This window comes from Nocardioides ginsengisoli (genome assembly GCF_039537225.1).
Lineage (GTDB): Bacteria > Actinomycetota > Actinomycetes > Propionibacteriales > Nocardioidaceae > Nocardioides > Nocardioides ginsengisoli.
Window position 1 is genome coordinate 24,384 of sequence record NZ_BAABAC010000040.1, and the last position, 16,228, is coordinate 40,611.

At 71.8% G+C, this 16,228-nt stretch carries 16 protein-coding genes; 2 read left to right on the plus strand and 14 right to left on the minus strand.

Annotation, left to right across the window (positions count from 1 at the left end; genetic code table 11):
* From AB4880_RS20640 to AB4880_RS20660, 5 genes are read right to left on the minus strand one after another with little or no spacing between them, the layout of a single operon-like run.
* On the minus strand, positions 1-522 hold the full coding sequence (locus tag AB4880_RS20640; RefSeq protein ID WP_367921091.1) for a 3-hydroxyanthranilate 3,4-dioxygenase: 522 nt from the start codon (positions 520-522) through the stop codon (positions 1-3).
* Positions 519-956: a RidA family protein gene (locus tag AB4880_RS20645; protein ID WP_367921092.1), complete on the minus strand. Its 438-nt coding sequence runs from the start codon at positions 954-956 to the stop codon at positions 519-521. The genes AB4880_RS20640 and AB4880_RS20645 overlap by 4 nt, the downstream gene beginning before the upstream one ends.
* The gene (locus AB4880_RS20650) at positions 949-1,746 is read right to left on the minus strand and encodes a 2-keto-4-pentenoate hydratase (protein ID WP_367921093.1); all 798 of its coding nucleotides are present in this window, start codon (positions 1,744-1,746) and stop codon (positions 949-951) included. Before AB4880_RS20650 ends, AB4880_RS20645 begins: the two co-directional genes overlap by 8 nt.
* A 58-nt stretch (positions 1,747-1,804) precedes the next feature.
* Positions 1,805-2,545 (minus strand): 2-keto-4-pentenoate hydratase, encoded by a 741-nt coding sequence (locus AB4880_RS20655; RefSeq protein ID WP_367921094.1) that lies wholly within the window; start codon positions 2,543-2,545, stop codon positions 1,805-1,807.
* Positions 2,542-4,011 (minus strand): 2-hydroxymuconic semialdehyde dehydrogenase, encoded by a 1,470-nt coding sequence (locus AB4880_RS20660; protein ID WP_367921095.1) that lies wholly within the window; start codon positions 4,009-4,011, stop codon positions 2,542-2,544. The genes AB4880_RS20655 and AB4880_RS20660 overlap by 4 nt, the downstream gene beginning before the upstream one ends.
* Positions 4,012-4,094: 83 nt before the next feature.
* On the opposite strand from AB4880_RS20660, the gene AB4880_RS20665 reads away from it, so the two are divergent.
* Positions 4,095-5,024 (plus strand): LysR substrate-binding domain-containing protein, encoded by a 930-nt coding sequence (locus AB4880_RS20665; RefSeq protein ID WP_367921096.1) that lies wholly within the window; start codon positions 4,095-4,097, stop codon positions 5,022-5,024.
* 95 nt (positions 5,025-5,119) lie between these two features.
* Here AB4880_RS20665 and AB4880_RS20670 read toward each other — a convergent pair whose 3' ends face one another.
* From AB4880_RS20670 to AB4880_RS20700, 7 genes are all read right to left on the minus strand, one after another.
* Positions 5,120-6,466, minus strand: coding sequence for an FAD-dependent oxidoreductase (locus AB4880_RS20670; protein ID WP_367921097.1), 1,347 nt, complete (start codon positions 6,464-6,466; stop codon positions 5,120-5,122).
* The gene (gene kynU / locus AB4880_RS20675) at positions 6,463-7,743 is read right to left on the minus strand and encodes a kynureninase (RefSeq protein ID WP_367921098.1); all 1,281 of its coding nucleotides are present in this window, start codon (positions 7,741-7,743) and stop codon (positions 6,463-6,465) included. Before kynU ends, AB4880_RS20670 begins: the two co-directional genes overlap by 4 nt.
* A gap of 126 nt (positions 7,744-7,869) precedes the next feature.
* Positions 7,870-8,649: an amino acid ABC transporter ATP-binding protein gene (locus tag AB4880_RS20680; protein ID WP_379229073.1), complete on the minus strand. Its 780-nt coding sequence runs from the start codon at positions 8,647-8,649 to the stop codon at positions 7,870-7,872.
* The gene (locus AB4880_RS20685) at positions 8,646-9,560 is read right to left on the minus strand and encodes an amino acid ABC transporter permease (protein WP_367921099.1); all 915 of its coding nucleotides are present in this window, start codon (positions 9,558-9,560) and stop codon (positions 8,646-8,648) included. Before AB4880_RS20685 ends, AB4880_RS20680 begins: the two co-directional genes overlap by 4 nt.
* Positions 9,561-9,574: 14 nt before the next feature.
* Complete coding sequence (locus tag AB4880_RS20690) at positions 9,575-10,495, minus strand: ABC transporter substrate-binding protein (protein WP_367921100.1); 921 nt, start codon at positions 10,493-10,495, stop codon at positions 9,575-9,577.
* A gap of 74 nt (positions 10,496-10,569) precedes the next feature.
* On the minus strand, positions 10,570-12,156 hold the full coding sequence (locus AB4880_RS20695) for an amidohydrolase family protein (RefSeq protein WP_367921101.1): 1,587 nt from the start codon (positions 12,154-12,156) through the stop codon (positions 10,570-10,572).
* Between the two features lie 240 nt (positions 12,157-12,396).
* Positions 12,397-13,056 carry a GntR family transcriptional regulator gene (locus AB4880_RS20700; RefSeq protein WP_367921102.1) on the minus strand — a complete coding sequence of 220 codons (660 nt, stop codon included), beginning with the start codon at positions 13,054-13,056 and terminating at the stop codon, positions 12,397-12,399.
* A gap of 71 nt (positions 13,057-13,127) precedes the next feature.
* Here AB4880_RS20700 and AB4880_RS20705 point away from each other — a divergent pair, with 71 nt between their 5' ends.
* Positions 13,128-14,318 carry an amidohydrolase gene (locus AB4880_RS20705; protein WP_367921103.1) on the plus strand — a complete coding sequence of 397 codons (1,191 nt, stop codon included), beginning with the start codon at positions 13,128-13,130 and terminating at the stop codon, positions 14,316-14,318.
* Positions 14,319-14,342: 24 nt separating this feature from the next.
* Here the strand turns inward: AB4880_RS20705 and AB4880_RS20710 are convergent, their stop codons facing one another.
* Together AB4880_RS20710 and AB4880_RS20715 are read right to left on the minus strand one after the other, a co-directional pair.
* Positions 14,343-15,632, minus strand: a complete 1,290-nt coding sequence (locus AB4880_RS20710) for an alpha/beta hydrolase domain-containing protein (RefSeq protein ID WP_367921104.1) — start codon at positions 15,630-15,632, stop codon at positions 14,343-14,345.
* Positions 15,614-16,189, minus strand: coding sequence for an NADPH-dependent FMN reductase (locus tag AB4880_RS20715; RefSeq protein WP_367921105.1), 576 nt, complete (start codon positions 16,187-16,189; stop codon positions 15,614-15,616). The genes AB4880_RS20710 and AB4880_RS20715 overlap by 19 nt, the downstream gene beginning before the upstream one ends.
* Between the last annotated feature and the right edge of the window lie 39 nt (positions 16,190-16,228).

The following is a 16,228-nucleotide window of genomic DNA, read 5'->3' on the forward strand; positions in this document are numbered from 1 at the left end:
TCAGCCCTTGCCGGGGTGCAGGGTGCCGCAGTTGGCGCAGGTCCGCGCCTCCACCGAGCCGTAGAACTGCTCGAAGACGGGCGGCAGGTCGGCGACGATGTCGCGGACCTGGAGCTCGACCTCGTGCACCTGGTGGTGGCAGGACTCGCAGAACCAGACGAACTTCTCGAGCGTGCCCTCCTCGCGGATCCGCTCGATCACGATGCCGATCGAGCCCTCCTGCGGACGCTGCGGCGAGTGGTGGACGTTGCGCGGCAGCATCCACATCTCGCCCTCGCGGATGTCGATGCGCACCGGACCGTCGTCGGTCATCAGGTTGACGTGCATGTCGCCCCTGACCTGGTAGAACCACTCCTCGTACGGGTCGAGGTGGAAGTCGGTGCGCTGGTTGGGTCCGCCGACGACCTGGACGATGAAGTCACCCATCGGCTCCCACATCTGGCGGTTGTTCACCGGCGGCTTGAGCAGGTGCTCGTGCTCGGCGACCCACTTCTTGAAGTCGATGACGGGCGGGATGGTCATGCGTCGTCCTTCCGGTCGTCGGCGCCTGGCAGGCAGGCCACCGCTTGGATCTCGATGAGCAGGTGCGGGTGCGGGAGCTGGTGGACGGCGACCGTCGTCCGGGTCGGGCCGGTGTGGTCGAAGTACTCGCCGTAGACCTCGTTGTAGCCCCCGAAGTCGTTCATGTTGACCAGGTACGTCGTGACCTGGACCAGGTCCTCGAGGCCGGCGCCGGCCGCCTCCAGGAGATCGCGGATGTTCTCGATGACGGCTCGCGTCTGCGCGCGGATGTCGAGGTTCGTCACGCCGAGCTCGTCGACCTCGACGCCCTCGAAGGTGTTGTCGGGACGGCGGCTGCTCGTGCCCGAGACGTAGACGAAGCCGCCCGCGATCTTCACGTGCGGGAAGCGTCCCCGCGGCGTCGCCTTGCCGGCGACCAGGTGCGCCTCAGCCATCGGTGCCCCCGATGGTGACCGACACGCGGCCGAGGCCGGCGACCGAGGCCACCACCTCCGCCCCCGGCCGGTCGGGCAGGGGGACGGCGGCGGTGGCCGCGCCGGCGAGGATGATCGATCCGGCCGGCACGCGAACGCCGTAGCGGGTCGCCATCCGTACGACGGCGGCCACGGCGTGCAGGGGGTCGCCGAGGATGTCGCCGGTGGAGCCGGTGGCGGCGGGCTCGCCGTCCACCGCCAGCTCGACGGCGAGGTCGGCGAGGTCGAGCTCGGCGCGCACGGCGGCGAGCTCGCGCCACGGCCCGATGACGAAGCCGGCGGCGGAGGTGTTGTCGGCGACGACGTCCTCCAGCGCGAACCGGAAGTCGCGGTAGCGGCTGTCGATGATCTCCAGCGCGGGCGCGACCTGCGCGACGGCGGCGAGCTGGTCGTCGGCCGGGGCGTCGGGGTCGAGGTCGGCGCCGAGGAGGAAGGCCACCTCGGGCTCGATCCGCGGGTGGATGAAGCGGCTGCGGTCGACTGCGTCGCCGTCGCCGACCTGCATCTCGTCGGTGATCACGCCGAGGATGACGTCGGAGACGCCCATCTGCTCGGCCTTCGCCTTGCTGGTGAAGCCGAGCTTGACGCCGACGACGGACTCGCCGCGGCCCCGGCGCAGCTCGATGCCCGCGCTCTGCACGTCGTACGACGCGTCGAGGTCGACGGACTCGGCCTCCGCCAGCTGCGGGATCGGCACGCGGTCGAGGCGCGCCCGGTCGATCCGGGCCGCGAGCTCGAGGATGTCGGTCACAGGCTCTCCCTGGAGTCGTGGGTCTGGTGGATGCTCTCGATCATGCCCCCGCGCCGGCTCATGCCGCCTCCCCCGCCACGAAGGTCGCGGTGACCGCGCCGAGGCCGGCGATCCGCGCGTGGAAGGAGCCGGGCCCGCGGACCGGGACGACCGGTCCGACCGCGCCGGAGAGGACGACGTCGCCGGCGCGCAGCATGGTGCCGGCGGCGGCGAGGGTTCGGGCCAGGCAGGTGACCGCGACGACGGGGTTGCCGAGCTGTCCGTAGCCGCAGCTCTCCAGCTCGAGGCCCGCGCCGACCAGCTCGACCTCGCGCAGCGCGCGCGGCGTGCTGCCGAGGACGTACGCGCCGCTGCACGCGTTGTCGGCGATGGTGTCGGCGACGGTGGTGTCCCAGTCGAAGATCCGCGAGTCGATCACCTCGATCGCCGGCAGCACGAACTCGGTCGCCCGGATCACGTCGCTCACCGTCGGCCGCTCCATGGCGAGGTCGCGCCCGAGGACGAACCCGACCTCGGCCTCGACCCGCGGCTGCAGCAGGGTGCCGAGCGCGATCGGCTGGCGGTCGCCGTAGGCCATGTCGTCGAAGAGCGTCCCGAAGCACGATGACGGGCCGATCTTGCGCCCGACGACGCGATGGCCGTTCTCCTGGCGGTGCCGGCTGACCAACGCCTGCACGGCGTACGCCGTGACCAGGTCGTCCTCGTCGATCAGGTCGCGGACCGGGTCGCAGGGCTCGCCCCACTTGGCGGCCGCGACCAGGCGGAAGGCGGCGTCGGTGACGTCGTCCGGGTCGGTCACAGCTGCACGCACACGTTCGTGGGCTCGGTGTAGAAGTGCATCGAGTGGGTGCCGCCCTCGCGGCCGATGCCGGAGAGGCCGACGCCGCCGAACGGCGAGCGCAGGTCGCGCAGGTACCAGGTGTTCACCCACGACATGCCGACCCGCATCTGCTGCGCGACCCGGTGGCCGCGCTCGAGGTCGCTGGTCCAGGTCGCGGCGGCGAGCCCGTAGCGGCTGTCGTTGGCGAGCTTGACCGCCTCGTCCTCGCTGTCGAACGGCATCAGCGCCGCGACCGGCCCGAAGACCTCCTCGCGCAGCACCCGCGAGGAGTGGTCGAGCCCGGCCCACAGGGTCGGCTCGATCCACGCGCCGTCGGCGAGGTCGGCGCCGAGGTCGGGGATCCCGCCGCCGACGAGGACGTCGGCGCCGTCCTCGCGGGCGAGGTCGAGGTAGCCGTGGACCTTGGCGCGGTGCTCGCGGGAGATCAGCGGTCCGGTGGTGGTGCCCTCGGCCTCGGGGCGGCCCAGCCGGAGGCCGCGCGCGTGCTCGACGAGACCGGCGACCACCTCGTCGTACACGGGGCGCTGGATGTAGACCCGCTCGGTGCACAGGCAGACCTGGCCGGTGTTGGTGAAGATCGAGCGGCCGAGTCCGGCGACGGCCTTCTCGAGGTCGGCGTCGGCGAAGACGAGGGCGGCGTTCTTGCCGCCGAGCTCGAACGAGACCGGCCGGACGTACGGCGCCACGCCGCGCATGATCGCCGCGCCGGTCGCGGACTCGCCGGTGAACGTGACGCCGTCGATGTCGGGGTGGGTGGTCAGCATCTCGCCGGCGGAACCGGGCCCGAAGCCGTGCAGCACGTTGTAGATGCCCGCGGGCGCGCCGGCCTCGGCGATCACCTCGGCGAGCAGGGTCGCCGTCGACGGCGTCTCCTCGGACGGCTTCACGATGACCGCATTGCCGCAGGCCAGCGCCGGCGCGACCTTCCAGGTCAGCAGCAGCAGCGGCAGGTTCCACGGGACGACGACCGCGACCACGCCCAGCGGACGGGGCACCGCGTAGTTGAGCGCGCGCCGACCGTCGGCCAGCTCGGTGAGGAAGGAGTCGAGCCCCGTCGCGCTCACCGTGTCGGCGAACGAGCGGAAGTTGACGACCGCCCGGGCCACGTCGAGCTCGCGCGCCTGCTTCAGCGGCTTGCCGGTGTCGCCGATCTCGGCCGCGACGAAGTCGTCGAAGCGGGCCTCGATCCGGTCCGCGATCCGGCGCATGAGGGCGGCACGCTCGGCGACCGAGCTGCGGCCCCACGGCCCCTCGAGCGCGCGCCGGGCCGCGGCGACGGCGGCGTCGACCTGCTCGGCCCCCGCCTCCTCGACGACGGCGACGAGCGAGCCGTCGACGGGACTGCGCTTCTCCCAGCTGGAGACGCCGTCGATGTAGGCGCCGTCGACGAAGCTCTGCAGACGTCGTACTGATTCGTTGACCACCCGCCGAGCGTAAGAACGGCGAGATATGTCCGTCCAATGCCCTTTTGCGGATCAGGCATGCCCGGAAGGACATACTTGGTGGCATGGTCAGCGATCGCCTCCTCGACGGCAGGCTCAAGCTCCGGCACCTGGTGCTCCTGGTGCGGATCGAGGAGGCCGGCAGCCTCGCCGCCGCGGCCGAGGCGCTGCACATCACCCAGCCCGTCGTCACCCGCGGGCTGCGCGAGGTCGAGGACATCCTCGGCGTCAGCCTGTTCGACCGCGGCCGCCGCGGCGTCACCCCGACCCTCTTCGGCGAGGCCTTCCTCGAGCACGCGCGCGCCGTCATCGCGCAGCTGCGCCAGGCCGACCGGCAGATCGAGCAGCTCGCCCAGGCCGACCTCGGCAGCGTCACCGTCGGCACCCACCTGGCCGGCTCGAATGTCGTCCTGCCGCGCGCGATCGTGGCGCTCAAGGAGGCGCACCCGCGGCTCACGGTCGTCGTACGGGAGGCGACGCCGGACGCGCTCCAGGCCGCACTGCTCGCCGGCGAGTGCGACCTGGTGCTCGGGCGACTCACCGGCAGCGCGCCGAGCTCGATCGTGCAGCACATGCTCTACCGCGAGCCGATCCGCGTCGTCGTGCGCGAGGGGCACCCCGTCACCCGGCTGGGGGAGCCGACGCTGGCGCAGCTCGCGCCGTACCCGTGGGTGCTGCCGGTCGACCAGACGACGCTGCGCCAGGAGCTCGAGGACGCCTTCCTGCACGAGGGCGTCGACCTGCCCGCGAACCGGATCGAGTGCACCACGATCCTCACCCTGCGCGAGCTGGTGCTCACCTCGGACGCCGTCGCCGTCCTGCCCGAGCTGATCGCGACGCGCGACCGCGAGCTCGTCGTCCTGGATGCGCCGCTCGGGTCGATCCGGCGCGCGGTCGGCGTGTCGCGTGCCAAGAACCGGCCGCTCTCGCCGGCCGCGCATGCGCTGTTGGAGCACCTGCGGACGCAGGCGTCGGCGCTGCCGCGGGAGCGCTGAGGCCGGACTTCCTGACGAAAACTGGCACTTCCTGGCCGTTGCATCGGCCAGGAAGTGCAGGAATCCCCGCTGAAGCGGGGATTCCTGCACCCGCGTCAGCGGCGCCGCAGCACCTTCACCGCGGCGCCGACCACACCCACCACACCGGCAGCCGCCGCGCCGGACAGCACCCGACTCTGCAGCCGGCTCCGCCGCAGCACCTCCGCATACGGCACCGTCGAGAACGACACCAGCTCGTATCGCGACACCACCAGCGACGGCAGCCACCGCTCCAGTGCGTGCACGATCGTGTTCTTCGTGCGGTGCACCCGCGAGTTGACCAGGTCCCGCATCTCGACGAAGTTCTGCAGCGCCATCTCGGCGATCGCGTCGGTGTTGGGCTTGCGCGCGGCCTCGTACGCCGGGAGCACGCGCGACCAGTCGCCGTCGTGCTTCTCGAGGAGCGCGTCGATCTCGATGGCGTCCTCGAAGGCGCAGTTGGCGCCCTGCCCGTAGAAGGGCACGATCGCGTGCGCCGCGTCGCCGACCAGGGCGACGGATGCCCGGGCGCCGTGGGCGGTCCAAGGCCAGGCGCGGACGGTGACGAGCGAGCCGACCGGGTTGATGAGGTAGTCCTCGACGAGGGTCGGCATCAGGTCGACGACGTCGGGATACTCGCGCTGGAAGTGGGCGCGCACCGCCTCGGGCGTGGTGAGCGAGGCGAGGCCGCCGGGGCCCTCCTTGGGCCAGAAGAGCGTGCAGGTGAACGACTTGTCGAGGTTCGGCAGGGCGATCATCATCGAGCCGCCGCGCGCCCAGATGTGCAGCGCGCCGGGGTCGACGGCGAAGTCGCCGTCGCGCGCGGGGATGGTGAGCTCCTTGTAGCCGTGCTCGAGGAAGTCCTGCGCATAGTTCGCGCCCTCACGGAACTGCACCGCGCGCCGGGTGGCGCTGTAGGCGCCGTCGCAGGCGAGCACGATCGACGCGGCCCGCTCCTGGACGCCGTCCGGCCGGGCGACCGTGACGATGCCCCGGTCGAGGTCGACCGCCTCGACGCGCGACTCGAAGAGCACCGTGACGCCCGGGGTCTTCTCGGCGGTCTCGAGCAGTGCCTCGTTGAGACCGGAGCGGCTGATCGAGTTGATCGCCCGCGTGCCGTCGGCGCTGTAGGACTGGAAGTTCGGGCTCGCGCCGAGCGGGTGGACCATCCGGCCGCGCATCGGCAGCGCGGCGGCGAGGGCGTCCTCGCGCAGCCCGACCCGCTCCAGCGCGTCGAGGCCGCGGGCCGAGAGCGCGAGGTTGATCGAGCGGCCGCGCTCGGCGCCCGCGAGCCGCGGGTCGGAGCGGCGCTCGAGCACCGTCACCTGGTAGCCGCGGCGCCCGAGCAGGGTGGCGAGCAGGCAGCCCGCCAGGCCGGCGCCGACGAGGGTGACGTCCTTCTCGGTGGACTTGTCGGTGGTCACGCGGACTCCTGGATCCGGCGCAGCGCGTCGTACGCGCGCCAGCAGTCGTGGTAGGTCGAGTAGAGCGGCACCGGCGCCAGCCGGATCACGTCGGGACGACGCGCGTCGGCGACGACGCCGTACTGGTGGCGCAGGGTGTCGGCGAGCTCGGTCACGTCGATGTGGTGCGAGCGCAGCGACAGCTGGCAGCCGCGGCGGGCGGGGTCACGCGGGGTGATCACCTCGAAGTGCTCGGTGCCGAGCGTGTCGAGGAGGCTCTCGAGATAGCCGGTCAGCCGCAGGCTGCGCTCGCGCAGCGCCGGCATCCCGACCCGGTCGAAGAGCTCGAGGCTGAGCAGCACCGGCGCCATCGCCAGGATCGGCGGGTTCGACATCGACCACGCGTCGGCGCTCGGCTGCGGGGTGACCTCGGGCGCCATCTGGAAGCGGACGGCGGGGTCGGTGCTCCACCAGCCCTCGAGCCGGGGCAGCGACCGGTCCTGCAGGTGCCGCTCGTGCACGAACGCGCCGGCCACCGCCCCAGGCGCGCTGTTGAGGTACTTGTAGGTGCACCAGGCCGCCCAGTCGACGCCCCACTCGTGCAGCTTGAGCTCGACGTTGCCGGCCGCGTGGGCCAGGTCGAAGGCGACGATCGCGCCGGCGGCGTGGCCGGCCCGGGTGATCAGCTCGAGGTCGAGGTGCTCGCCCGAGTAGTAGTTGACCGCGCCGAGCAGCACCAGCGCCACGGTGCTCCCCTCCTCCTCGAGGAAGGCGACGACGTCCTCGCTGCGCAGGTTGTTCTCGCCCTCGCGCGGCTTGAGGCGGACGACGGTCTTGTCCGGGTCGAGCCCGTGCCAGGCGGCCTGGCTGCGGACGGCGTAGCTGTCGCTGGGGAAGGTGGTGTCCTCGATGACGATCCGCGTGCGGTCGCCCTCCGGCCGGTAGAAGGAGGCCATCAGCAGGTGCAGGTTGACCGTCAGCGAGTTCATCATCACGACCTCCTCGGGTCGTGCGCCCACCAGCCGGGCCGCGGGCTCGCGGAGCAGCTCGTGGTAGGAGACCCACGGGCGGCGGGCCTCGATGTGTCCCTCGACGCCGAGGTTCGCCCAGTCGGTCAGCTCCTCGGTGAGCCGCTCGGCCAGTGCCGCCGGCTGCAGGCCGAGGGAGTTGCCGGCGAAGTACGCGATCCGGTCGTCGCCGTGCGGCGGCACCAGGAACTCGCCGCGCAGCGAGCCCTCGGTGTCCGAAGCGTCCAGCGCGAGGGCGTCCCGCTCAGTCGGTGCGGGGTAGGAATCCATGACTCTCCCAAACTCGTCTCTTGTCCACCTGGGCCGAGCGTAGGAACGGTCTGCTATGTCCGTCCAATGCCCTTTTCCAGGTCAGGCATGCCCAGACGGACATGCCTGCTCCCGTTCGTACGGCGCTCAGCGCACCCGTCGCAGGAAGCTCGCCGTGCGCTCGTGCCGGGGGTCGTCCAGCACCTCGCTCGCCGTACCCTCCTCGACGACCACGCCCTGGTCCATGAAGACCACGCGGTCGGCCACCTCGCGGGCGAAGCCGATCTCGTGGGTCACCACGACCATCGTCATGCCACCCTCGGCCACCCGCTTCATGACCGCAAGCACCTCGCCGACGAGCTCGGGGTCGAGCGCGCTCGTGGGCTCGTCGAACATCATCAGCTGCGGCCGCATGGCCAGCGCCCGGGCGATCGCCACCCGCTGCTGCTGACCGCCGGACAGCTCGGAGGGATAGGAGTCCTCCTTCTGCCCGAGCCCGACGCTGGCGAGCAGCTCGCGCCCGTGGGCGACGGCCTCGGCCCGTGGCCGCCTGAGGACCTTGACCGGGCCGTAGGTGACGTTCTCCAGCGCGGTCAGGTGCTGGAAGAGGTTGAAGTGCTGGAACACCATGCCGATCCTGCGCCGGGCCCTGGCGACGTCCCGCTCGGACTGCTCGTAGAGCGTGCCGCGCCTGGTCTCGTAGCCGATGCGCTCCGACTCCACCTCGACCACGCCACCGTCGACGGGGTCGAGGTGGTTGATGCAGCGCAGCAGCGTGGACTTGCCGGACCCGGAGGGCCCGAGGATGCAGACGATCTCGCCCTGGCGCACCTCGAGGTCGACGCCGCGGAGCACGTGGTTGTGCCCCATCCACTTGTGCACGCCCTCGACCCGGAGCATGGTCGGGGCTTCGGTCAGGGTGCTCATGACGTTGCCTTTCGGGTACGGCGACCGCGGCTGCCTGCGGCCTTGCGGTGCCCGGCCGACGCGCTGAAGTGGCGCTCGAGGAAGTGCTGGCCCACGGAGGCGATGCTCACCAGCGCGAGGTACCAGATCGTGGCGACCGCGAGCAGCGGGAGGATCTTGAAGTTCTGCCCGTAGATCAGCTGGGTCTTGGTGAGCAGGTCGCTGCCGCCGATGACCGAGACCAGAGCGCTGGCCTTGAGCAGGCCGATGAACTGGTTGCCGGTCGGCGGGATGATGACGCGGATGGTCTGCGGCAGCACGATCCGGCGCAATGCCTGCGGCCGGGTGAGGCCGATGCTGACCGCGGCGTCGGTCTGGCCCGGCGGCACCGACAGGATGCCGCCGCGGATGATCTCGGCCATGTAGCCGGACTCGGCGAGCGAGAGCGCGCAGAGACCGGCGGTGAAGCCGGAGATCAAGGTGTTGGTGTCCTGTCCGAGGATCCGCGGGAAGAGGACCGCCATGTTGAACCAGAGCAGCACCTGGACGAGCATCGGCACGCCCCGGAAAAACCACACGTAGGCCCGTCCGATCAGCGAGGCGACCTTGTTCTGGCTCTGGGTCATCAGCGCGACGACGAACGCCATCACGATCGAGATCAGCATGCTCAGCACCGAGAGCAGCAGCGTGATCTTGATGCCGTCGAGGATCATCGGGTGGAAGAGGTACTGACCGGTGACGGCCCAGTCCAGGTTGGGGTTCGTGGCCTGGCTGCGCACCAGGGCTGCGAACGCCGCGAGGGCGAGGACGGCGGTCAGCCACTGGCCGTAGCGCGGGCGACGGCGGGCCTTGACGGCGACCGACCGCCGGTCCACCTCCCCCTGCTCGGGGAGGCGACCGGCGACCGGCGCGGCGACGCGTTCGAGATTCATCGCGGCGCTCATCGTCAGGAGGTGGCCAGGTTGATGCCGGGCGTGGGAAGGTCGATGACCTCGACGTCCCACTTCTTCAGGATCTTGGCGTAGGTGCCGTCCTCGTGGATCGCCTTGAGGGCGGCGAAGAAGGCGTCCCGAAGCTGCGTGTCGTCCTTGCTGAACGTCGCGCCGAGGTAGACCTTCGGCTCGAAGTTCACCGGCAGCGACTCCAGCTTGTTGTCCGTCTCGCGGTTGATGACGGAGACGGCCATGTCGGGCCAGAACATCGCGTCGACCCGGCCAGAGACGAGCGCCAGGTTCTTGTCGCTGCTGCTCGGGAAGGAGATGAGCTGCGTCGGCGCCTTGCCCTCCTTGACGCAGGCGGCGGCCATCATGTCGACCAGGCGCTTGGCGTCGCTGCCCTTGACGTCGCCGATCTTGATGCCGCAGCCGCCGTCGACCTCGCTGGTGATCTTCTTCGGGTTGCCCTTCTGCACCATGAAGACGGTGCCGGCGACCTGGTAGTCGATGAAGTCGACCTGCGCCTGGCGCTCCTTGCGGTCGGTCATGCCGGCGATGGTGGCGTCGAACTTGTGGCTCTGCATGCCGATCAGCAGCTGGTCGAAGGGCACCTTCTGCCAGTCGACCTTGAGGCCGAGCTTGGCGGCCATCGCGTCCATCAGGTCGATGTTGAAGCCCTTGATCTGCGACTCGCCGACCGGCGTGAAGTTGGCCGGCTCGAAGTCGGGCTGGGTGCCGACGACGATGGTGCCCTTCTTGGCGAGCGCCGACGGGACCAGCTTGGTCAGCGCCGGGTCGCCCTTGGGCTGCGCCTGGTCCGTGCTGGCCCCGCTGGTGCCACACGCGGCGACAGACAGCAGGACGGCGCCGAGGGTGGCGCCGGCGATGCCCCGGCGGACGAGGGTCCGGCGGTTCGGGGTGTGGATGTTCATCTGGGTGACTCCTCCGTGGGTGCTGACCGGGATGGGCAGCAGCGGGTGTGGGTTGGGTCCGAGAGGGGTGGTGGTCAGCAGCAGGCGGGGACGACGTCGTGGTCGGGCTGGTCGACGAAGACGTCGTGGCGCTCCATGTCGTCCCACATGGCCTGCACGATGCGGCCGGACTCCGCGAGCACCTTGTTCTCGTCGAGGCCGAGGACGTGGCCGTCGCGGATCTGCCAGTTGCCGTCGGTCATCACATTCCGTACGGCGAGCCCGTTCGCGTAGAACAGGTGGTTGAGCGGCTCGCGCGGCACCGTGCCGACGCCGACGAGCAGGCTGGTGACGTCGATGCTGGTGAGGTCGGCCTTGGCGCCGGCCTCGATCCGGCCGAGATCGTCCCGGCCGAGACCTCGGGCGGCAGAGACGGTGGCCGCCTCGAGGCCGGTCCACATCGACGGGCGGACCATCGGCACGGGCGTGCTGTCGCCGAGGAAGTCGGCGCGGATCCGGCCGTAGATCACGGCCATCTTGAGGTTCTCGATGTAGTCGTTGGAGTGCGTGTCGAGGCCGATGCCCGAGTTGACGCCCGCGCCGAGCGCCTCGGGCCACGGCCACTGGGCCGGCGTCACGCCGGCGCCGGTACCGGACGGGCAGTTGGCGAAGGTGAACGAGTCGTTGGCCAGGATCGGCAGGTCGCGGACGAAGTCGATGCCGAGCAGGTGGGCGCCGAAGACGCGGACCGAGCCGTCGAAGATCCCGAGGCTCTCCAGCCACGGCACCTCGCCGTGGCCCCACAGTCGCTGCAGCGCGACGGTGTCGGGCTGGGGCGCACGGCCGTAGCCGGACTGCAGGTGGATGTGCAGGCCGTTGAGCTCCCGCGCGGCCGCCTTCATCGCGAGGTAGGTCTCGGGCGTGTGGACGGCGTTGGTCGCCGGGGCCATCATCGGCAGGATCCGGCCGTCGTCGGCCCCGTTGATGCTGCGCGCGTAGACCAGGTTCTCCTCGATCTCGTCGAGGGTGCCGGCGATCGAGTCGAACAGCGGGCCGTCGTCCTCGCCGCGCTTCCAGATCGGCAGGATCCGCTTCATGCCCGGGACGGCGCCCGAGGGGTAGCCGCGGATGCCGAGCTCGCGGGCGACGCGGACGTAGCTCTGCATCTGCCGCAGGCTCTTCGACATCTCGACCTGGGTCGTGCAGCCGCCGCGCAGGATCTCGACCAGGTTGAGCGCGGTCATCAAGTCGAGGTCCTCGTCGCTGAGGTCGTCGAGCATGACCATCGCGTGCAGGAACTGCCGGCCCTGGCGCAGCTCGACGCCCTTGGCCATCGGGGTCAGGTTGCCCTCGACGTAGCCGCGGGTGGCGGCGCCGCCGGCGACGTGGCTGTGCATCGAGATCAGGCCGGGCACGAGCACCTGGCCGTGCATCTCGACCCGCTCGTCGGTCGACCCGCGCTGCGGGCGGACCTCGACGATGCGGTCACCCTCGACGACCACCTCGTGGTCGCGCAGCAGGGTCATCTGCTCGTCCTGCCAGGCGAGCACCCAGCTCGGCGCCAGCACCACGGGGCCGGTCGTGCGGACGGTGGTCCGCTCGCCCCGCACCTTGTCCAGCAGGGCGCCCCGCGCCTCCAGGCTCGCCTCGAGCCCCTCGCGTCGCGTGCTCTCCACGGTCACCGCGGCCTCCACTCTCGTCGTCGTCTTCGGTTGATGGACTATGGTCTACCATTTACCGAAACGACGTGGCAAGGCTCACATCCTGAAATTCTCGCCCCGCGAACGCCGTCCACCGACGGCCTTCAGATGGTCTTCGGATGGCTTTCCAGCGGCACCGGAAAGGCGTCCGGGCAGGCCGGAGACCGCCCTCGGGCGAGGCCCGGGGCGGTGGGTCAGCGGTGGGTCAGCCAGGCGCTGGGATCAGAGCGTGAGCAGCTTCAGGGTCGCCGCCGCGGTCTCCTGGATGTGCTCGCGGGCGAGCTGCTCGGCGAGCTCGGCCTGACGGGTCAAGATCGCCTCCAACAGCCGCGCGTGCTCGTCGACGTGGTGGGTCTGGTGCTCGCGGGTGAGCCAGAACAGCCGGCGCAGGTGGCCCTGCAGGCTGGCCATGTGGGTCTCGAGCAGCATGTTGCCGGTGCAGCGCCCGATCTCCTCGTGGAACTGCACGCTGGCAGCCGCGGCCGCCTGCAGGCTCCCCCGCTCCAGGGCGTTGCGCGACTCCGCGTGCACCGCCTGGAGCCGCTTGGCGCCGGCGTTGTCGTGCCGCTCGGCGGCGAGCCGGGCGGTGAGCACCTCCAGCGGCTCGCGCAGCTCGAGCAGGTTGCGGATCTCGACGATCCCGAACTCGGTGACGACCGAGCCGCGCCGGGGCAGCTGGATGACCAGGCCCTCGGCGGTCAGCTGCTGCAGCCCCTCGCGGATGGTGATCCGGGAGACCTCGAGCTCGTCGGAGAGATCGCGCTCGACGAGCCGGTGTCCGCCGGGCAGCTCGCCCTCGACGATCCGGTCACGGAGGTTGTCGACGACCTGGTCCCGCAGCGAGCGGAACTGCGAGCCGAGCGTGACCTGGGACGAAACCATGGTCCGATCCTTCCAGGGGGTGAGCCGATGATGCTTGGTCTACCATAGTCCGGAGCAAAGGAGCCTGACCAGTGATCGCCTCGACAATCCTGCAGAACGTCCGCGTCGCCGACGGCGCGGAGCCCGTCGACCTGGCCCTCGCCGCGGGCCGGATCGCCGAGCTCGGCCCCGCGCTCGCCGTACCGGACGACGCCGTGGTGGTCGACGGCCGCGGCGGCGTGGTGATCCCCGGGCTGGTCGACGCGCACTGCCACCTCGACAAGACCCTGTGGGGCCAGCCCTGGGAGCCGCACGGGGCCGGCGCCCCCATCGAGGACCGGATCCGCCAGGGCGAGGCGCGCCGGGCCGAGTTCGGCCTCCCCCACCACGACGGCATCCACGCCCTGCTCGCCCGGATGGTCGGCCTCGGCACCACCCTGGTCCGCACCCACACCGACGTCGACCCCAGCTGCCGCCTCGACGGCATCGCGATGGTCGCCAAGGTCGCCGCCGAGTTCGCCGGCGCCGTGGACGTCGAGCAGGTCGCCTTCCCGCAGGGCGGCCTGCTCACCCGCCCCGGCACCGCCGAGCTGCTCGCCGCGGCCGTCGACGCGGGCGCCACGGTCGTCGGCGGCATCGACCCCTCGGCGCTCGAGCGCAACCCGGTGCAGCATCTCGAGACGGTGTTCACCATCGCCGCCGAGAAGGGCGCCGGCGTCGACATCCACCTGCATGAGCGCGGGACGCTCGGCGCCTTCGCGATGGAGCTGACCGTCGAGCTGACCGAGCACTTCGGCCTGCAGGGCAGGGTCACGCTCTCCCACGCACCCGCCATCGCCGAGATCGAGCCCGACCGCGCCCGCGCTCTCGCCGACCGCCTGGCGGCCGCCCGGGTGTCGCTGGCCACCGCGACGCCGTACAACACGCCGGTGCTGCCGATCGCCATGCTCGCCGAGGCCGGCGTGGTGGTCGCCTCCGGCAACGACGGCATCCGCGACCTGTGGGGGCCCTGGGGCACCGGCTCGATGCTCGAACGCGTCCACCAGCTGGCCATTCGCAGCAACGCCCGCCGCGACGACCAGATCCACCAGGCCCTGGCCACCGCGACCGACGGCGGCCGCCGGCTGACCGGCCGCGAGCTCGTCGCGATCGCGCCGGGATCTCCGGCCGACCTCGTCGTGCTGCCCACCGCCTGCGTGCCCGAGGCGGTGGCGATGCGCCCCGCGCCGTCGTACGTCGTCAAGGGCGGTGTGGTCGTCGCGCGGGACGGCGTCCTGGTCTGACCGCCCCGCGGACACCGCCGGGGACTACGAGCGTCCGCGAGGTCGGGGACGTGCTTCTCCGAGCACGTCCGCCCGGTCCTCCGGTACGACGAACCCGGCGGCGATCGCCGCGTCCGTGGCCCGCTCGTAGGCGGCGAGGTAGTCGTCGTGGCTCGGCCAGAGCCGGTCCCACGCGCCCGCGGGCAGCGGGGTGGTGCGCCCGAACAGGCCGCAGATGACCGAGGCGCCGGGGCCCGCCGTACCGGACACGACGTCGGCGGGCGCGTCGACGACGGGCGTCCGGACACCGCCGCGCACGATGCCGAGATCGTCGCGGACGAACGCACCGTCGACGATCTCGAGCGGCGGCGCGCTCGGGGGCGCGTCCCCGCCGCGGGCCCAGGCGTCGAGGTGACGCAGCGCGGCGCGGGCGACGTAGGCCTGCTGGCCGCGGTTGACCGGGTCGGGACAGCCGAGGAAGGCCTCGAACTCGCCGATCTGGAAGATGTCGGCGTGCGCGGCGCCGGCCACCTCCCAGACGCGGAGCAGCGGGCCGTCGGGCTGGCGCGCCGGCAGGAAGTTGAGCCGACCGAGCAGGTCGCCCTCGGTCTGCAGCACGATCACCGGGACGCCGACGTCCTCGCGGATCGTCGTCGCCGTGCCCGCCCGCGCCTCGATCAGGTCGATGCCGCGGCCCGCCTCCCCCAGGGGCGCGGCGACGTCGCCGCGGCTGTGGATCAGGAAGCCGTCGAAGAGCCGCTCGCGGGCGTGCACCTCGTTGACGTACGTCGTGAGCAGGTACGCCGACTGCGACTCCCCCATCGCCAGCACCCGGTCGGCACCGGTCAGCGCCGCCAGCTCGCGGGCGATCTCGGTGAAGATGCCGTAGGCATACGCGTCGCCGGGGTGGTGGAGGTCGCCGTACCGGACCGGGTCGACGCCGGTCAGCCCCTGCAGCGCGACGCCCTCGACGGCGACCGTGGCGGCGCCGCTGGCGACGCCGTTGTACTGCGCCGACACCCCCGCCCACGCGTGGCCGCGGCGCACGAGCTCGTCGGCCACGAACGTCCAGTCCGGCGCCGCGTCCGCGCCCGAGCTGACGTTGAGCCACTCCACGACCAGCGTGCCGCTCGCCGGTGCCGACTCCGGCCCCCGGACGACGACCCGCGTCGTGAACTCCGCCGACCCGAGCGCCGGGTCGGCGGCCGCGGCGACCCCGGAGGCGGCGTACTCGGTCTCGGACCAGCCGGCGGCCGCGAGGTCGGGACCGGGGCGGGCGGAGGTGAGGGCGATGCCGTTGCCGCCGGTGAGGGGCGTCAGGAGGACAGAGGCCATGCGCCGGAAGGTACCGCTCCGTGGCGCTCGGCGTGGGCGACGACCGCGTCGAGGAAGGCGCGCAGCCGCGGGGCCGCCGCGGGCGCGGGGCAGCCGTCGTCGTCGACGAGGTCGTCGGTCCAGGCCAGGCAGAGCTCCGGCCCGCCGAGGACGTGGGCGCCGCAGGCGCCGAGCACCGCGCGCAGATGGGCCTGCGCGACCGCCGTACCGGCGCCGTTGAGGCCGACGCCCGCGATGGCCACCGGCCGGTCCTGCCAGGTGTTCTCGCCCCACGGTCGCGACGCGTAGTCGACGGCGTTCTTGAGCACCGGCGGCAGCGAGCGGTTGTACTCCGGCGTCAGCACCACGACGGCGTCGACCGACGCGAGGTCGTCCTTGAGCCGACGTGCGGCCGGGGCGAAGGAGCCGTCGTGGTCGGGGTTGTAGAGCGGCAGGTCGTCGATCCGCAGCTCGCGCAGGACGACGCCCGCGGGCGCGACGCGGCACAGCGCCATCGCCAGCCTGCGGTTGATCGAGGCCTGCGACAGGCTCCCGACGAGATAGCCGATCTCGGTCATCGTTGTTCCTCTCGTGGATGCCGCCCGCCCTGGACGGCA

Coding starts and splice junctions, on each gene's coding strand:
- AB4880_RS20640 (WP_367921091.1), bottom strand. CDS start 522: ATGACCATCCCGCCCGTCATCGACTTCAAGAAGTGGGTCGCCGAGCAC.
- AB4880_RS20645 (WP_367921092.1), bottom strand. CDS start 956: ATGGCTGAGGCGCACCTGGTCGCCGGCAAGGCGACGCCGCGGGGACGC.
- AB4880_RS20665 (WP_367921096.1), top strand. CDS start 4,095: ATGGTCAGCGATCGCCTCCTCGACGGCAGGCTCAAGCTCCGGCACCTG.
- kynU (WP_367921098.1), bottom strand. CDS start 7,743: ATGGATTCCTACCCCGCACCGACTGAGCGGGACGCCCTCGCGCTGGAC.
- AB4880_RS20680 (WP_379229073.1), bottom strand. CDS start 8,649: ATGAGCACCCTGACCGAAGCCCCGACCATGCTCCGGGTCGAGGGCGTG.
- AB4880_RS20685 (WP_367921099.1), bottom strand. CDS start 9,560: ATGAATCTCGAACGCGTCGCCGCGCCGGTCGCCGGTCGCCTCCCCGAG.
- AB4880_RS20690 (WP_367921100.1), bottom strand. CDS start 10,495: ATGAACATCCACACCCCGAACCGCCGGACCCTCGTCCGCCGGGGCATC.
- AB4880_RS20700 (WP_367921102.1), bottom strand. CDS start 13,056: ATGGTTTCGTCCCAGGTCACGCTCGGCTCGCAGTTCCGCTCGCTGCGG.
- AB4880_RS20710 (WP_367921104.1), bottom strand. CDS start 15,632: ATGGCCTCTGTCCTCCTGACGCCCCTCACCGGCGGCAACGGCATCGCC.
- AB4880_RS20715 (WP_367921105.1), bottom strand. CDS start 16,189: ATGACCGAGATCGGCTATCTCGTCGGGAGCCTGTCGCAGGCCTCGATC.